Here is a 12953-nt window from a genome sequence, read left to right on the forward strand (position 1 = left end):
CAAGTCGAGCGATTTGGAATCTTTGCAGCATCAATTCGCCGAAAAAGAAAGTTCGATCGCATCTTTACAGCAGCAATTAGCCTCCAAGCAAAATCTCGAAAGCCAATTGCAGCAAACTGTATCGAAGTCAAGCTACGAATCTTTGCAGCACCAGTTAGCAGAAAAGTCAAGTGCGATCGGCAACTTGCAAGTTCAACTGATGCAATTCAACTCTCTAAAAGATCAATTGAGCCAAAGTGCTGCGAAACAGCGAAATTACGAGGCTTTGCAGCAACAGTCTCAAGAACAGCTAAGAACCATCAAAGCTTTACGGGAACAGCTAGTTCAAATGCAAGCTGTGGCTGGGATTGGCGAAGCTTATCTCAACAAGTGGCGCCGCGTCCATTAATCTCAACTCGGGCCCGAAAGACCGCCAGGGAATGAATTCCCTGGCTAATAGCAAAAGTCCTCGCTATGAGGACTCAGGAGTTCTTTCGTTGTATGCAAGAAGGGACTTTTAGTTGTATGCAAGAAGGGAATGAATTCCCTGGCTAATAGCAAAAGTCCTCTGAAGAGGACTCAGGAGTTCTTTGGTTGTATGCAAGAGTCGTCTTGCATACAACTAATCAGTTCTTCAGTCCTCTTCAGAGGACTTTCACTTTGAGGCAGGGACTTGAGTCCCTGCCGGATTGTGGGTATAACTGGAGAAGCTTTTTCGTGCAAAATATGAGCATAATATTAAGAAATATTACAATAAATAAATTATGATGACCGATCGCACGCCTCAAAGCAAATCCTGTGCAACAGACACCAAGGGCCGCGTCACAGTAATTGGAGCCGGCATCGGCGGGCTGACAGCAGCAGCCCTGCTCGCCCACCGAGGATACAAAGTGCTAGTCTTAGATCAGGCGATCGTCCCCGGAGGATGCGCTTCCACCTTCAAACGCAAAGGCTTTACCTTCGATGTCGGCGCCACGCAGGTTGCAGGATTGGAACCCGGAGGGATTCACCACCGAATTTTCTCAGAATTACAAATAGAACTTCCCCCCGCCACACCCTGCGATCCCGCTTGTGCGGTATTTTTGCCGGGAGAAACGACACCGATTAGCGTCTGGCGAGATCCGCAAAAATGGCAGTCAGAAAGACAGCGACAATTCCCAGGAAGCGAACCTTTTTGGCAATTATTGTCTGCATTGTTCCAAGCTAGCTGGAAATTTCAAGGGCGCGATCCAGTTTTACCGCCCAGAAACTTCTGGGATTTCTGGCAATTAATTCAAGCAGTTCGCCCCGATACTTTAATTACTTTGCCTTTCACTTTTATGACGGTGGGAGATGCTTTGCGCTTGTGCGGTTTGGGCGACAATTTGCGCTTGAGAACTTTTCTGGATTTGCAGTTAAAATTGTATTCCCAAGTTGATACCGAAGAAACGGCGCTGCTGTACGCGGCGACAGCTTTGGGAGTAAGCCAAGAGCCGCAGGGATTGTATCATTTACAAGGAAGTATGCAGGTGCTGAGCGATCGCCTGGTAAGTGCGATCGAGCTTTACGGCGGTCAAGTCTTATTGCGGCATACAGTTGAAAGTATTGTCACCACCAACGGCCAAGCCACCGGCACAGTGATTCGCAATCAAAAAACAGGCGAAGTTTGGACAGAAACTGCCGATCGCATTGTTGCCAACGTCACAGCGCAAAATCTAGTTAAATTGATGTCAAGCGAGCCTGTTTTAGAAACTTTAACAGATAATTCCGAGACCACCAACCAACTGCCAAATCAAATGGCAGGCTACAAATATCGAGTTGATAAATTGCCCCCCGCATCCGGTGCATTTGTGATATATTTGGGAGTGCATGAAAGCGCAATTCCGGCAAATTGTCCGCCGCACCTTCAGTTTCTCTACGACTACGACGGCGAGATTGGTGAGAATAATTCGTTATTTGTTTCTGTCAGCCATGCGGGCGACGGCCGAGCACCGCAGGGAATGGCGACAATTATCGCTTCGTCTTTTACAGATACTCGAATGTGGTGGAATGCGGTTGATTATGAAGGATTGAAGCAAAAATACGCTGAAGGGGCGATCGCGCGTTTGAGCGAATACTTCAATTTAACACCCGAAAAAATTGTACATCAAGAATCAGCAACACCTCGCACCTTTGCCCGCTACACAGCCAGAGATAAAGGCGTTGTAGGTGGCATCGGCCAGCGAGTACCAACCTTCGGCCCTTTCGGATTTGCCAACCGCACGCCGATTAAAAACCTCTGGTTAGTCGGCGACTCCACCCATCCGGGAGAAGGAACCGCAGGTGTTTCCTATTCTGCTTTAACAGTCGTGCGGCAGATGGAGGCGGAGTTGCGATCGCACAACGAATACGGCGGTTGAAACCGCGTCTATACCAACGAAGATCAGATCAGACGGCGGTTTCAACCGCCGAGTCTTCATCTTCAACCCGCGGAGGCGGGTTTTGCCTGTATCGACGCGGTTTCAACCGCCGAGTCTTCATCTTCAACCCGCGGAGGCGGGTTTTGTCTGTATCGAAGCGGTTTCAACCGCCGAGTTTTTTAGACTCTATGACTACTTGATAGAAATCTTGGCGCCCACAGCTTCAAGCTGCTTCTTCATTTCTTCAGCAGCTTCCTTAGCAATAGCTTCCTTAACGGCCTTCGGTGCGGCTTCTACCAAATCTTTGGCTTCCTTCAGACCCAAACCGGTAATCGCGCGGACTTCCTTCAGAATTGCGATTTTCTTGTCAGCAGGAACTTCTTCCAACATGACAGTAAACTCAGTTTGTACTTCTACTTCTTCAGTAGCAGCAGCAGGGCCGCCCATCATCATCATGCCGCCTACGGGAGCAGCAGCGCTGACGCCGAAAGCTTCTTCAATTTGCTTGACCAATTCAGAAGCTTCGAGCAAGCTCAGAGTCTTCAGTTTTTCTAAGATTTCGTCGGTTGCAGTAGACATTCGTTAAACTCCTAGTTCGATTTGATTAATTGTCAGTTGTCAGTTGTCAGTTGTCAGTTGTCAGTTGTGAATTTTAAGTTCCAAATTTCTTAATTCAAAACTCAAAATTGAAAACCAAAACTATTTAAGCAGATACGCTTTCTGCTTCTGCTGGTGCTTCTGCTTCTGCTTCTGCTGGTGCTTCTGCTGCATCGCCGTCTTTTTCAGCATAAGCTTTGAGACCGCGTGCGATCGAAGTAGGAACTTGATTGATACCCACAGCCAACTTGGTTGCGACACCGTTGAGAGCGCCAGCAATTTGAGCCATAAGTTGTTCCTTCGACGGCAGATCCGCTAATGCCTTAACATCAGCTTCTTTCAGCACCCGTCCTTCCATCACGCCGCCGCGAACTTCAGTCTTCTTGGAAGCTTTTTGGAATTCTTGGTAAGCCTTAATCGCGCCGCCAATATCTTCTTGCACGAACATAAACGCCGACGTACCAGTCAGCAATTCCTGTATCGGCTGCCATGTTTCATTGCCTTCAACAGCAATCCGCATTAGCGTGTTTTTTGCCACTTGGCAACTGCTGCCTTTGGGACGCAAACGCCGCCGCAAATCTGTGATTTCAGCAACAGTTAGGCCTCTGTAGTCGATCGCAATTACCAGTTGAGATTCGCTCAAGGTTTGCTTGAGGTCTGCAATAATCTCATTTTTTACTGCTAAACTTTTGCCCATACTAATTTCACCTCCTTTTAGGATCTCAAACTGCCAATCAAAAACCCCAACCTTATAGCCGGGGCAGAGAATTAAAAATTAAGAATTAGGAATTAAAAGATAGAACTTTTTAATTGATTTTCTTGAGTTTTTATTTCTTCAGCCTCGGCAGGAAATTAAGCACTCGGCACCTGCGGTCTTCAGCTTATTGATTTTTGATTAGGCTATCACCATCCGGCAGACATTAGCAAGGGTATGGAGCAAATCTCGTGAGAAATTTACACAGACAGCCGAAGCTGTCTTTTACTTTCTGCCTTCGGCTTAATTCTTGCTAAGCAGCATCAAGTTTGGTATCGCGCAGAGCACTGATATCGACTTCGATCGATGGGCCCATAGTTGCGGATACGTACAAACTGCGCCAGTAGCGACCTTTCGCACCAGAAGGACGGTTGCGGTCAACAGTTTCTTGCAAAGCATGAAGGTTGACCAGCAAATCTTCCGCTGAGAAAGCTGCCTTGCCAAACATAACATGAACGATGCCTGTGCGATCGGCACGGAATTCTAGTTTACCACCTTTGAACTCGTCGATCGCCCGACCAATGTCAGTCGTCACCGTGCCGCCTTTGGGAGAAGGCATCAAGCCGCGCGGGCCCAACAACCGACCCAATTTTGCCACCAACGGCATCACATCTGGAGTAGCAATCAGACAATCGAAGTCCATCATGCCCTTTTGAATTTCCTCGATCAACTCTTCAGAACCAGCAATATCTGCGCCGGCATTCAGAGCTTCTTTAACTTTTTCGCCCTTAGCAATCACCGCAATTCTGACTACTTGACCAGTTCCTTTTGGCAGCGATACAGTTGTCCGCAACTGTTGGTCAGTATATTTTGGGTCAATTCCCAAACGGATGTGAGCTTCAGCAGATTCGCCAAACTTAGCGGTTGCTGTTTCTTTCAAAAGTTGTAGAGCTTCCAGCGGTAGGTAAGGTCTCTCTTCAACTTTCTTTAGAAGTTCTTGCAGTCTTCGCGATACTTTCTTTGCCATTGTTATTTTTTGGGGTTAGTAGATTTGAGATGTGACATTTTAGATTTAAGAATTGAGCCGTTTCGGTCATTTCAAATCTAAAACATTTGCGATTCCTAGCGAAGCTTTGCTTCTCCCCCTGAACCGACTTTCTATTTTGGATTTTGGATTTTAGATTTTCGATTGAACTTATCAGCCGATCGTTGCAAATCTAAAATTTTTCCGATTCTGACGATTGATTGCCACCAACTGCCAACTGCTTTCGGAGTCAACTGTCAACTGTCAACTGTCAACTGTCAACTGTCCGCGATCGCCACGCCCATGTTTTTAGCTGTTCCCGCTACAATTTTCATAGCAGCTTCAACATCATTAGCATTAAGGTCAGGCATCTTAGTTTCAGCAATTTCTCGCAACTGAGCCTGTGTGATTGTCCCTACTTGCTTGCGATTAGGTTCACCCGAACCCTTAGCAATACCAGCAGCCTTTTGAATCAAAACCGACGCCGGAGGGGTTTTGAGAATAAACGTAAAACTGCGGTCTTCAAAAACCGAAATTTCTACCGGAACCACGAGACCTGCTTGGTCTGCGGTTCTAGCATTGTACTCCTTGCAAAACATCATGATATTGACGCCGTGCTGACCCAATGCCGGGCCGATCGGAGGAGCTGGGTTGGCTTTTCCCGCTGTAATCGCCAACTTAATTACTGCAACAACTTTCTTTGCCATTAGTTAGTTCTGTTTCTGAACCTGATTGAACTCTAATTCTACAGGCGTATCGCGCCCAAAAATCGAGAGTAAAACTTTGAGCTTGTTCCGTTCCGGGCTAACTTCAATCACATCACCTTCAAAATCCTTAAATGGCCCGGAAAGTACCACAACGTGGTCTCCTGTCGCCATCGATACTTTGACAACTGGTTCTGATTCCTGAGCGTTTCTGAAGATCCGTTCTACTTCCGAATGACTCAGAGGTAGCGGTTTGACGTGACCCCTGCCGCGCCCGTAGCGGCGTTTTTGCTCTGCCCCGACAAAATTAATTACGTTCGGGGTATTTTTAATCACCTGCCACGTATCCTCGTCCATAAACATACGGATGAGTACGTAACCGGGGAAAATTTTCTCATCTGACTGGCGCCGGGAACCGTCTTTGCCGACTTTGATCGCTGGAGTTTGCGGAATTTCGACTTGAACGATGCGATCGGCAACATCCAGAGTTTGAATCCGCTGATCCAAGTTTGCCTTCACGCGCTTCTCGCAGCCTGAGGCCACCTGAACAGCATACCAGCGAGCATGAATCTCCGGCACATCTGGCGATGCTGCCTGTCCCGTCGCTTCTGTGGAATAATCAGATTCTTCTGATGCAAAAGTCATGGCCCAAACACCTTTCCTGCGCCCCAGTTAAAGAAGTTATCCACCAAATAGATCAGGCTGGCTGAGAGGATTACCATCAAAAGCACGGCCAAAGACTCGCTAATTAGCTGCTGGCGGCTCGGCCAGACCACTTTGTCGAGTTCTTCTCTAGTTTCCTTAAAAAAACCCGCAGGATCGAACCCAGGCGCCGTCATTTCTTGAGTTTCTTGAGCTTCGTCTTTTTTCGCCACGATCGAATCCCCCTTGCGATTTCAGATTTTAGATTTTAGATTTTAGATTTTGTGAGTGGCTCGCGGCTCTTTGATTTTTTGACACTAACCACTTACGCCCAAGTCCAAAATCTCAAATCGAAAGCCAGCACTTTTTTACAAGCTCAACCCATCTCACGATGTGCCGATCGCCCTCAAAAGCGATCGATCAGCAACACCGAGCATTTGTTGATGGCCTTTGTTGCGAACCGCCCACAAAAATTAATTCTACCCGAAAGTCTGCGGTTTCGGCTGTTTCCAGCCAATTATCCGGGCGCTTTCGGGCAGAATTAAAATTTTGGTGATTCAGCGCGCCCTGGAGGACTTGAACCCCCGACATCAGGTTTTGGAGACCTGCGTTCTACCAACTGAACTAAGAGCGCACAGGTGAGGTTGCTGATTCGCTTAACCTCTAGATTTCTATTTTAACACAGTGCGCTCGGAAATGGGAAACTTTTTTTTAAATTTTTCAATTTCCCATTTTCTCTCTCACCAATAGCAAGCTGGGTGCATTCCTACAGGGAGCGATCGAACCGTTGTTTGACGCGAGTAGCTTTGCCCACGCGATCGCGCAGGTAGTAAAGTTTAGCTCTGCGGACTTTACCGCGGCGCATGACTTGAACAGTGGCGATGCGGGGCGAGTGAATCAAAAACACCCGTTCCACACCGACGCCCTGAAACACGCGGCGCACAGTGATTGTTTCATTAATGCCGCCGTTGCGCATCGCAATCACAGTCCCTTCGTAGGGCTGAACCCGTTCTTTGGCGCCCTCTTTAATTCTCACGCCGACGCGCACGGTGTCGCCTACGTAAATTTCGGGGAGCTGTTTATTTAGTTCTACCTTGACTCTATTTATTTCTTCCGTCTCGATCGAACGGATTATTTCTGCGCCTTTCATGGGATTTACCAAAACTCACAATCCCTTATCATATATCGAACTGCCAGATTTATGTCAAAAAACTTCTATGTTACATACCTCCTTGGTCGTATTTCTGCAACTCGGGGCGATCGCGATACTAGCTTTGTACGTCGCCGCCAACTTGGGGGCTAACGATGTCGCGAACTCGATGGGGACATCGGTAGGCTCGAAGGCGCTGACGCTGCGACAAGCAATAATTGTTGCAGGCATACTGGAGTTTGCAGGCGCCGTGCTGTTCGGGCAAGGAGTTTCGGAAACTCTCGCTACAGGAGTGGTGAATGCAGAAGTGTTCGCAGACAAGCCGCAAGTATTCTTAATCGGGATGGTGTCAGTGCTAGCAGCTTGCGGCTTGTGGCTGCAAATCGCTACCAGTCTAGGTTTGCCGGTTTCTTCGTCTCATGCGGTGGTAGGTGCGATCGCAGGTTTTAGCTGGGTAGCAGCGGGAATTCATGCGGTTGATTGGCCCATCATCGGCAGGATTTCGTTAACTTGGGTGGCGACACCTTTTGCTAGCGGTGCTTTAGCTGCACTATTTTATAGTGGGGTGAAGCATTGGATTCTCGATCGCCCCGATCCTCTATTTCAACTGCGCGAGTGGATACCTTGGCTGAGTGCGGCGCTGCTGAGCGTATTTGGGATAATTGTATTGCCGTCTGTTGTGGATGTGGCTTTGGTGCAGACAGGCGCGATCGACTTGGCGCGCGATCGATTTGGCTGGAATCTGCCAATTCACGATATTGTAATTGCTATCGGGAGTATTGCGGCGATCGGGCTTTCCCTCAATAGCTGGAAAAAATTAGAGAAGGAAGGTTCGGCAACGGATTTTGTAGCGGATGTAACGGATAGAAAGAAGAACAAGTCAAGCGTGAATATTTCCGCATCTCCTAAACTCTCCCACTCTGCGATCGAGCAACAGATGGCGAGATTTCAGGTGTTGAGTGCTTGTTTTGTGGCATTTGCGCACGGTTCAAACGATGTGGGGAATGCAGTTGCGCCTTTAGCTGCGATCGCCTACATCCAGCGTACAGGTTCATTTCCCCTAGAAGATTTCAGTGTTCCCCTGTGGATTTTAGTCCTCGGAGGTACAGGAATCGTCATCGGTTTAGCCGTCTGGGGTCAAAAAGTGATCGCCACAGTGGGCGAAAACATCATCAGACTGGAACCCAGCGGCGGATTTTGCGCGGAATTAGCCACAGCTACCACAGTATTGTTAGCATCTCGCTTGGGTTTGCCGGTTTCCACATCCCACGCTTTAGTGGGTGCAGTTGTGGGAGTCGGGCTGATTAAAGGTTGGAAAACTGTACGCTGGAAAACTTTGCAGTCAATTAGTTCAGCTTGGGTGGTGACAATCCCGATCGCCGCGGGTTTGGGTGCTATCATCTTCAGCATCGCCCAATGGATTTTAGTCAAATGAATGCAATAGGTTCGTAGTCAGGAATGCAAGTCCTTTCTTTGATGCGGACTTGCATTCCGAACGATCTAACCTAAATCACTTAATTTCCTGCTCCAAACAATGCTTTAGCTGTCGAGCCAGCACCTCCACAAAGGGCTTTCTCAACATAGTCAGGTGATTCCCCGGAACTCTAATCACCTCTACTTGTTCCGCCGTTAAATCGCTCCAACCAAGAGTCGGATCTTGATTGCTGGTGCTGAGCTTTTCCTCCGATCGCAACAGAGTAATTCGCTGCGGATAAAATTTCGGTACATAGCTGAGAGTTGCTTGACTGTTAGCCTGAAAAACAGTAAACATTGACGGAATTGCCAGCTCGCGCCAGCTTTTTTCTTTTGATTCTTGAGATAAGATGCTAACCATAACCGCCTGTTTCCAATTCCAGCCATGCCAAAACTTAGCTACCCAATTCAGCAGCTTATTTAATTTTGGAAACCGCGCAGCAATCCCGCCAAATTGCACATTTTCCGCAGCAGCAACCAAGCGAAAATAATCGACTACAAAAGGCCAGATAGAGCGGGAAACAGTAGTCAAAATAAACTTGCAACCGTCCCAAACAGAAGGTTTGTTAGCAGCAACTGGTGCTAAAGTATCCAGCACAGCCAGCATTGCCACTTCATCTCCGGCTGCGAGCAACTGTTGAGCCATCTCAAAAGCCACTAAACCTCCAAAAGACCAACCTCCTAAAAAATAAGGCCCTTTTGGTTGAACAGTCCGCAAGGCTGCGATGTAGTCAGCCGCCATGTCTTCAATGCGAGTTAACGGAGAACTTTCGCCGTCAATTCCTTTGGGTTGCAGTCCGTAAAACGGTTGATTTTCTCCTAGCTGAAATGCTAACTCGCAATAAGGAAAGATGACGCCAAAGATGGGATGGACGCAAAAGAAAGGCGGGTTTTTTCCGCCCGGTTTAATTGCAACTAAAGGCGACCATTCCTGAGAATTTGTTGGTGAATCTAGCGAATCTGCTAAACCTTCTATTGTCGGATTTAAAAACAGAGATGACAGCGGTAACTCGCGCTGAAATTGCTGATTAATCTTATCGATCAGGCGGATTGCTAGCAGGGAATCTCCACCCAAATCGAAGAAGTTGTCGCGAATGCCAACGGGTTCGGCGTTGAGGATTTCTGACCAAATTTGGGCGAGGGTTGATTCGGTTGGCGTGCGAGGTGGAATGCAGCTTTTATCTGTTGAATTGCTAGTGAGATTTTGCGGTGATTGTAGGCGCAGGCGATCGATTTTGCCGTTGGGAGTTAGGGGCAGAAATGCGATCGCCACAAAGGCATGAGGAATCATGTAAGCGGGCAGTTGTTCTTTAAGAAACTGGCGCAATTCCAAGGGATTGAGCGCCCGATCGCGATCGGGGACGACATAAGCAACTAGGCGCTTGTTTCCCGAGAAATCATCTTCAGCCACCACCGCTGTTTCTTTGACTGCTGGATGCTGCACCAGCAGCGCTTCAATCTCTCCTAATTCAATGCGATAACCGCGAATCTTTACCTGTGCGTCAGTGCGGCCTAAAAACTCAATATTGCGATCGGCTAAATAGCGAGCTAAGTCACCTGTTTTGTAAATTCGTGCTCCCTGTTTCTGGCTAAACGGATCGGGAATAAAGCGCTGGGCGGTTAATTCGGGACGGTTGAGGTAGCCTCGCGCTACACCAGCACCGCCGATGTACAATTCACCGGGAATTCCCACGGGTACGGGCTGTAAATTTTCATCTAAAATATACAGTTGAGTGTTAGCAATTGGGCGGCCGATTGGGGTTTTTTTGCGATTGGCAATTTCGGCAAAACTCGACCAGACAGTCGCCTCTGTAGGGCCGTAAGCGTTAAAAAAACTGCGCCCGGAAGCCCAGCGTTTTACCACATCCAAGGAACAGGATTCGCCAGCACAGATAATTGTTTGCAGTGCGGGAAGTTCGGCGCTTGGAAGCACAGCTAGCAGCGAAGGCGGAAAGGTAGCGTGGGTAATAGCATTGTCCAGCAAAAATTGGATTAATCTTGTTCCCGGTAACAAAGATTCTTTCTGAGCCGAGTAAAGTGTGGCTCCGCTTCCCAAGGCCATGACAATCTCAAAAATTGAGGCATCAAAACTCAGGGATGCGAATTGCAAAACGCGGTGATTTGAATTTAAGTTAAAAGCTGATATTTGAGCTAATGCTAAATTGTAAAGCCCGCGATGTTCGATTAAAACGCCTTTAGGTTTTCCGGTTGAACCGGATGTGTAAATGACATAAGCCAGGTTTTGGGGTACAATATTTGTAGTTAAGTTAGTTGGGCTTTGTCGCGCGATAATTTCTGAGTCGGAGTCCACACAAACTACTGTATATTCCCCCTGAGTTAATTTTTTTGCTAAGTGCTGCTGAGTTACCAAAATCGACACGCCAGCATCTTCTAACATGAAGTTGAGGCGCTGTTGAGGATAATTTGGATCTAAAGGCAGATACGCTGCGCCTGCTTTGATAATGCCTAAAATTCCGACGATCGCATCTAAAGAACGTTCTACACAAAGACCAATTAAAACTTCGGGTTTCGCTCCCAATTGCTGCAAGTAACGTGCGAGTTTGTTGGCTTTGTTGTTGAGCTGGCGGTAGGTTAGCTGTTGGTTTTCAAAGACGGCGGCGACAGCATTCGGTTCGCGATCGACTTGCTCTGCAAATAGCTGATGGAAACACTGGTTTTGCGAATAATCTCTCTGAGTGTCATTCCAATCAATTAATAATTGGTGGGATTCTGGCGCTGTCAGCAAAGCCAACTCGTTGAGGCGCTGTTTGGGATTAGCAACAATCGCTGCGAGTAGCGTTTGAAAATGCCCCGCCATCCGCGCAATTGTGGCGCGATCGAATAAGTCCGTACTGTAGATAAATTGCCCGTGAATGCTTCCTGCATCTTCCCACAAGTTGCACTCTAAATCGAGCTTGGCACTTCCGGTGTCAAAGTCGAGGGCCCTGAAAGCAATTCCCGGCAATTCCAGCGCTGCTACAGGAGTGTTTTGCAGGCTGAAACTAATTTGAAACAGGGGATTGCGGCTCAATTCGCGATCGGGGTGCAATTCCTCAACCAGCTTCTCGAAGGGCAAATCTTGGTGCGCGTAGGCTGTCATGGCGACGTTTTTTACCCGATGCAATAGTTCCAAAAACGTCGGGTTTCCCGATAAATCGGCGCGCAGCACTAAACTGTTGACAAAAAAACCGATTAATGCTTCTATTTCGCTCAGGTTGCGATTGGCGATCGGCGTTCCTACTGCAATATCTGTTTGTCCTGTATAGCGGTACAGCAAAGTTTGAAAAGCTGCTAGCAAGGTAATAAATAAAGTCGCACTTTCTTGCTGAGTCAATAACTTTAACGCTTCGCTCAAAGCAGGTGATAATTTGATTGATTGTTTGGCGCCCCGGTAGGAGGGAACCGCCTGCCTTTGCTTGTCTGTGGGTAGATCGATCGCGGTAATTCCGTTTAACTGCTGGCGCCAATAAGCTAACTGCGTTGCTAATACTTGGCCCTGCAAATATTGGTGCTGCCATTCTGCAAAGTCTGCGTATTGCAAGGGCAGTGCTGCGAGGGGCGATAGCTCGTTTTTAACAAATGCCGTGTAAAGCGTTCCTAGCTCTCGAATTAGCACTCCCATCGACCAACCATCAGCTACAATATGATGTAAATTCAGCAATAAAATATGTTCGGTTTCACCCAGTTGTAATACAGTTACTTTGAATAACGGCCCGGCGGCTAAATCAAAAGGACTTTGTGCGGCATCAGTTATGAGTTGCAGCGCTGCGGTTTCCTGTTGAGTTGGCGAGAGATTTTGTAAGTCAATTTTGGGGATATATAAGCTGAGAGTCGGAGCAATAATTTGCACGATTTCTCCTTCCAACATCGCAAATGTAGTGCGCAAACTTTCGTGTCGTTGGACAATTTCGTTGCAGGTTTTTTCTAGGGCGATTGAGTTGAGAGAACCTGTTAAGTAAAGTGCGGTTGAAACATTGTAAAAAGGATTTCCAGGCGCGAGTTGATTGAGGAACCACAGTCGCTGCTGAGCAAACGATGCGGGGAAGACAAAAACTTCTGTTTCTTGCGGCATATTTCAATAAGGTTCAGATAATATCATGTCCGGTAATTACTCTCAATCAACAGGTTCGATCGTTCGGACTTTAGTCCTCTATTTAAAAAAACAAAATCGCCATCAAAAGGTTCGTAGTGAGGACTTTAGTCGGGTGCATCTTATTTTGGCAAGGGCGAAGCATTTCGGCACATAATTTATGAGTTAGAATCAGAGATTTACTGCCGAAATGCGAGAGCCCCTACGAGTATATTTGCAAAA

The 12953-nt window shown here is 47.5% G+C and carries 11 protein-coding genes, 1 tRNA gene, 1 pseudogene and 1 other annotated feature; of the genes and pseudogenes, 4 read left to right on the top strand and 9 right to left on the bottom strand.

Annotated elements, in window-relative coordinates; all coding sequences use genetic code 11:
• Positions 1–388 (top strand): annotated as a pseudogene (locus tag QT974_RS12915) (CopG family transcriptional regulator); the annotation flags it as partial.
• A 355-nt stretch (positions 389–743) separates the two neighbouring features.
• Positions 744–2357, top strand: a complete 1614-nt coding sequence (crtD, locus tag QT974_RS12920) for a C-3',4' desaturase CrtD (protein ID WP_333468879.1) — start codon at positions 744–746, stop codon at positions 2355–2357.
• A gap of 192 nt (positions 2358–2549) precedes the next feature.
• Here crtD and rplL read toward each other — a convergent pair whose 3' ends face one another.
• The 6 genes from rplL to secE all read right to left on the bottom strand — a co-directional run bounded on the left by rplL (position 2550) and on the right by secE (position 6251).
• Positions 2550–2936, bottom strand: coding sequence for a 50S ribosomal protein L7/L12 (gene rplL / locus QT974_RS12925; RefSeq protein ID WP_333468880.1), 387 nt, complete (start codon positions 2934–2936; stop codon positions 2550–2552).
• A gap of 124 nt (positions 2937–3060) precedes the next feature.
• Positions 3061–3651, bottom strand: coding sequence for a 50S ribosomal protein L10 (gene rplJ, locus QT974_RS12930; protein ID WP_333468881.1), 591 nt, complete (start codon positions 3649–3651; stop codon positions 3061–3063).
• 29 nt (positions 3652–3680) lie between these two features.
• Positions 3681–3852, bottom strand: a sequence feature (ribosomal protein L10 leader region).
• A gap of 109 nt (positions 3853–3961) precedes the next feature.
• On the bottom strand, positions 3962–4675 hold the full coding sequence (rplA, locus tag QT974_RS12935) for a 50S ribosomal protein L1 (RefSeq protein WP_333468882.1): 714 nt from the start codon (positions 4673–4675) through the stop codon (positions 3962–3964).
• A gap of 275 nt (positions 4676–4950) precedes the next feature.
• Positions 4951–5379 (bottom strand): 50S ribosomal protein L11, encoded by a 429-nt coding sequence (gene rplK, locus QT974_RS12940; protein ID WP_332948699.1) that lies wholly within the window; start codon positions 5377–5379, stop codon positions 4951–4953.
• A gap of 3 nt (positions 5380–5382) precedes the next feature.
• Positions 5383–6021 (bottom strand): transcription termination/antitermination protein NusG, encoded by a 639-nt coding sequence (nusG, locus tag QT974_RS12945; protein WP_333468883.1) that lies wholly within the window; start codon positions 6019–6021, stop codon positions 5383–5385.
• A complete protein-coding gene (secE, locus tag QT974_RS12950; RefSeq protein WP_293128199.1) occupies positions 6018–6251 on the bottom strand; it encodes a preprotein translocase subunit SecE in 234 nt (77 codons plus the stop codon). Before secE ends, nusG begins: the two co-directional genes overlap by 4 nt.
• A gap of 78 nt (positions 6252–6329) precedes the next feature.
• Here secE and QT974_RS12955 point away from each other — a divergent pair, with 78 nt between their 5' ends.
• Entirely contained in the window at positions 6330–6563 is a 234-nt protein-coding gene (locus QT974_RS12955) for a hypothetical protein (RefSeq protein ID WP_333468884.1), read from the top strand.
• Between the two features lie 16 nt (positions 6564–6579).
• Here the strand turns inward: QT974_RS12955 and QT974_RS12960 are convergent.
• Both QT974_RS12960 and rplS read right to left on the bottom strand, forming a co-directional pair.
• Positions 6580–6652, bottom strand: a tRNA-Trp gene (locus QT974_RS12960).
• A gap of 132 nt (positions 6653–6784) precedes the next feature.
• A complete protein-coding gene (rplS, locus tag QT974_RS12965) occupies positions 6785–7168 on the bottom strand; it encodes a 50S ribosomal protein L19 (protein WP_333267261.1) in 384 nt (127 codons plus the stop codon).
• Positions 7169–7235: 67 nt separating this feature from the next.
• Here rplS and QT974_RS12970 point away from each other — a divergent pair, with 67 nt between their 5' ends.
• Complete coding sequence (locus QT974_RS12970; protein ID WP_333468885.1) at positions 7236–8603, top strand: inorganic phosphate transporter; 1368 nt, start codon at positions 7236–7238, stop codon at positions 8601–8603.
• A 75-nt stretch (positions 8604–8678) separates the two neighbouring features.
• Here QT974_RS12970 and QT974_RS12975 read toward each other — a convergent pair whose 3' ends face one another.
• Entirely contained in the window at positions 8679–12713 is a 4035-nt protein-coding gene (locus QT974_RS12975; RefSeq protein WP_333468886.1) for a non-ribosomal peptide synthetase, read from the bottom strand.
• Positions 12714–12953 lie beyond the last annotated feature (240 nt).

The sequence above is a fragment of the Microcoleus sp. BM001215392 genome (assembly GCF_036700185.1).
Lineage (GTDB): Bacteria > Cyanobacteriota > Cyanobacteriia > Cyanobacteriales > Microcoleaceae > Microcoleus.

Coding starts and splice junctions, on each gene's coding strand:
- crtD (WP_333468879.1), top strand. CDS start 744: ATGATGACCGATCGCACGCCTCAAAGCAAATCCTGTGCAACAGACACC.
- rplL (WP_333468880.1), bottom strand. CDS start 2,936: ATGTCTACTGCAACCGACGAAATCTTAGAAAAACTGAAGACTCTGAGC.
- rplJ (WP_333468881.1), bottom strand. CDS start 3,651: ATGGGCAAAAGTTTAGCAGTAAAAAATGAGATTATTGCAGACCTCAAG.
- rplA (WP_333468882.1), bottom strand. CDS start 4,675: ATGGCAAAGAAAGTATCGCGAAGACTGCAAGAACTTCTAAAGAAAGTT.
- rplK (WP_332948699.1), bottom strand. CDS start 5,379: ATGGCAAAGAAAGTTGTTGCAGTAATTAAGTTGGCGATTACAGCGGGA.
- nusG (WP_333468883.1), bottom strand. CDS start 6,021: ATGACTTTTGCATCAGAAGAATCTGATTATTCCACAGAAGCGACGGGA.
- rplS (WP_333267261.1), bottom strand. CDS start 7,168: ATGAAAGGCGCAGAAATAATCCGTTCGATCGAGACGGAAGAAATAAAT.
- QT974_RS12970 (WP_333468885.1), top strand. CDS start 7,236: ATGTTACATACCTCCTTGGTCGTATTTCTGCAACTCGGGGCGATCGCG.
- QT974_RS12975 (WP_333468886.1), bottom strand. CDS start 12,713: ATGCCGCAAGAAACAGAAGTTTTTGTCTTCCCCGCATCGTTTGCTCAG.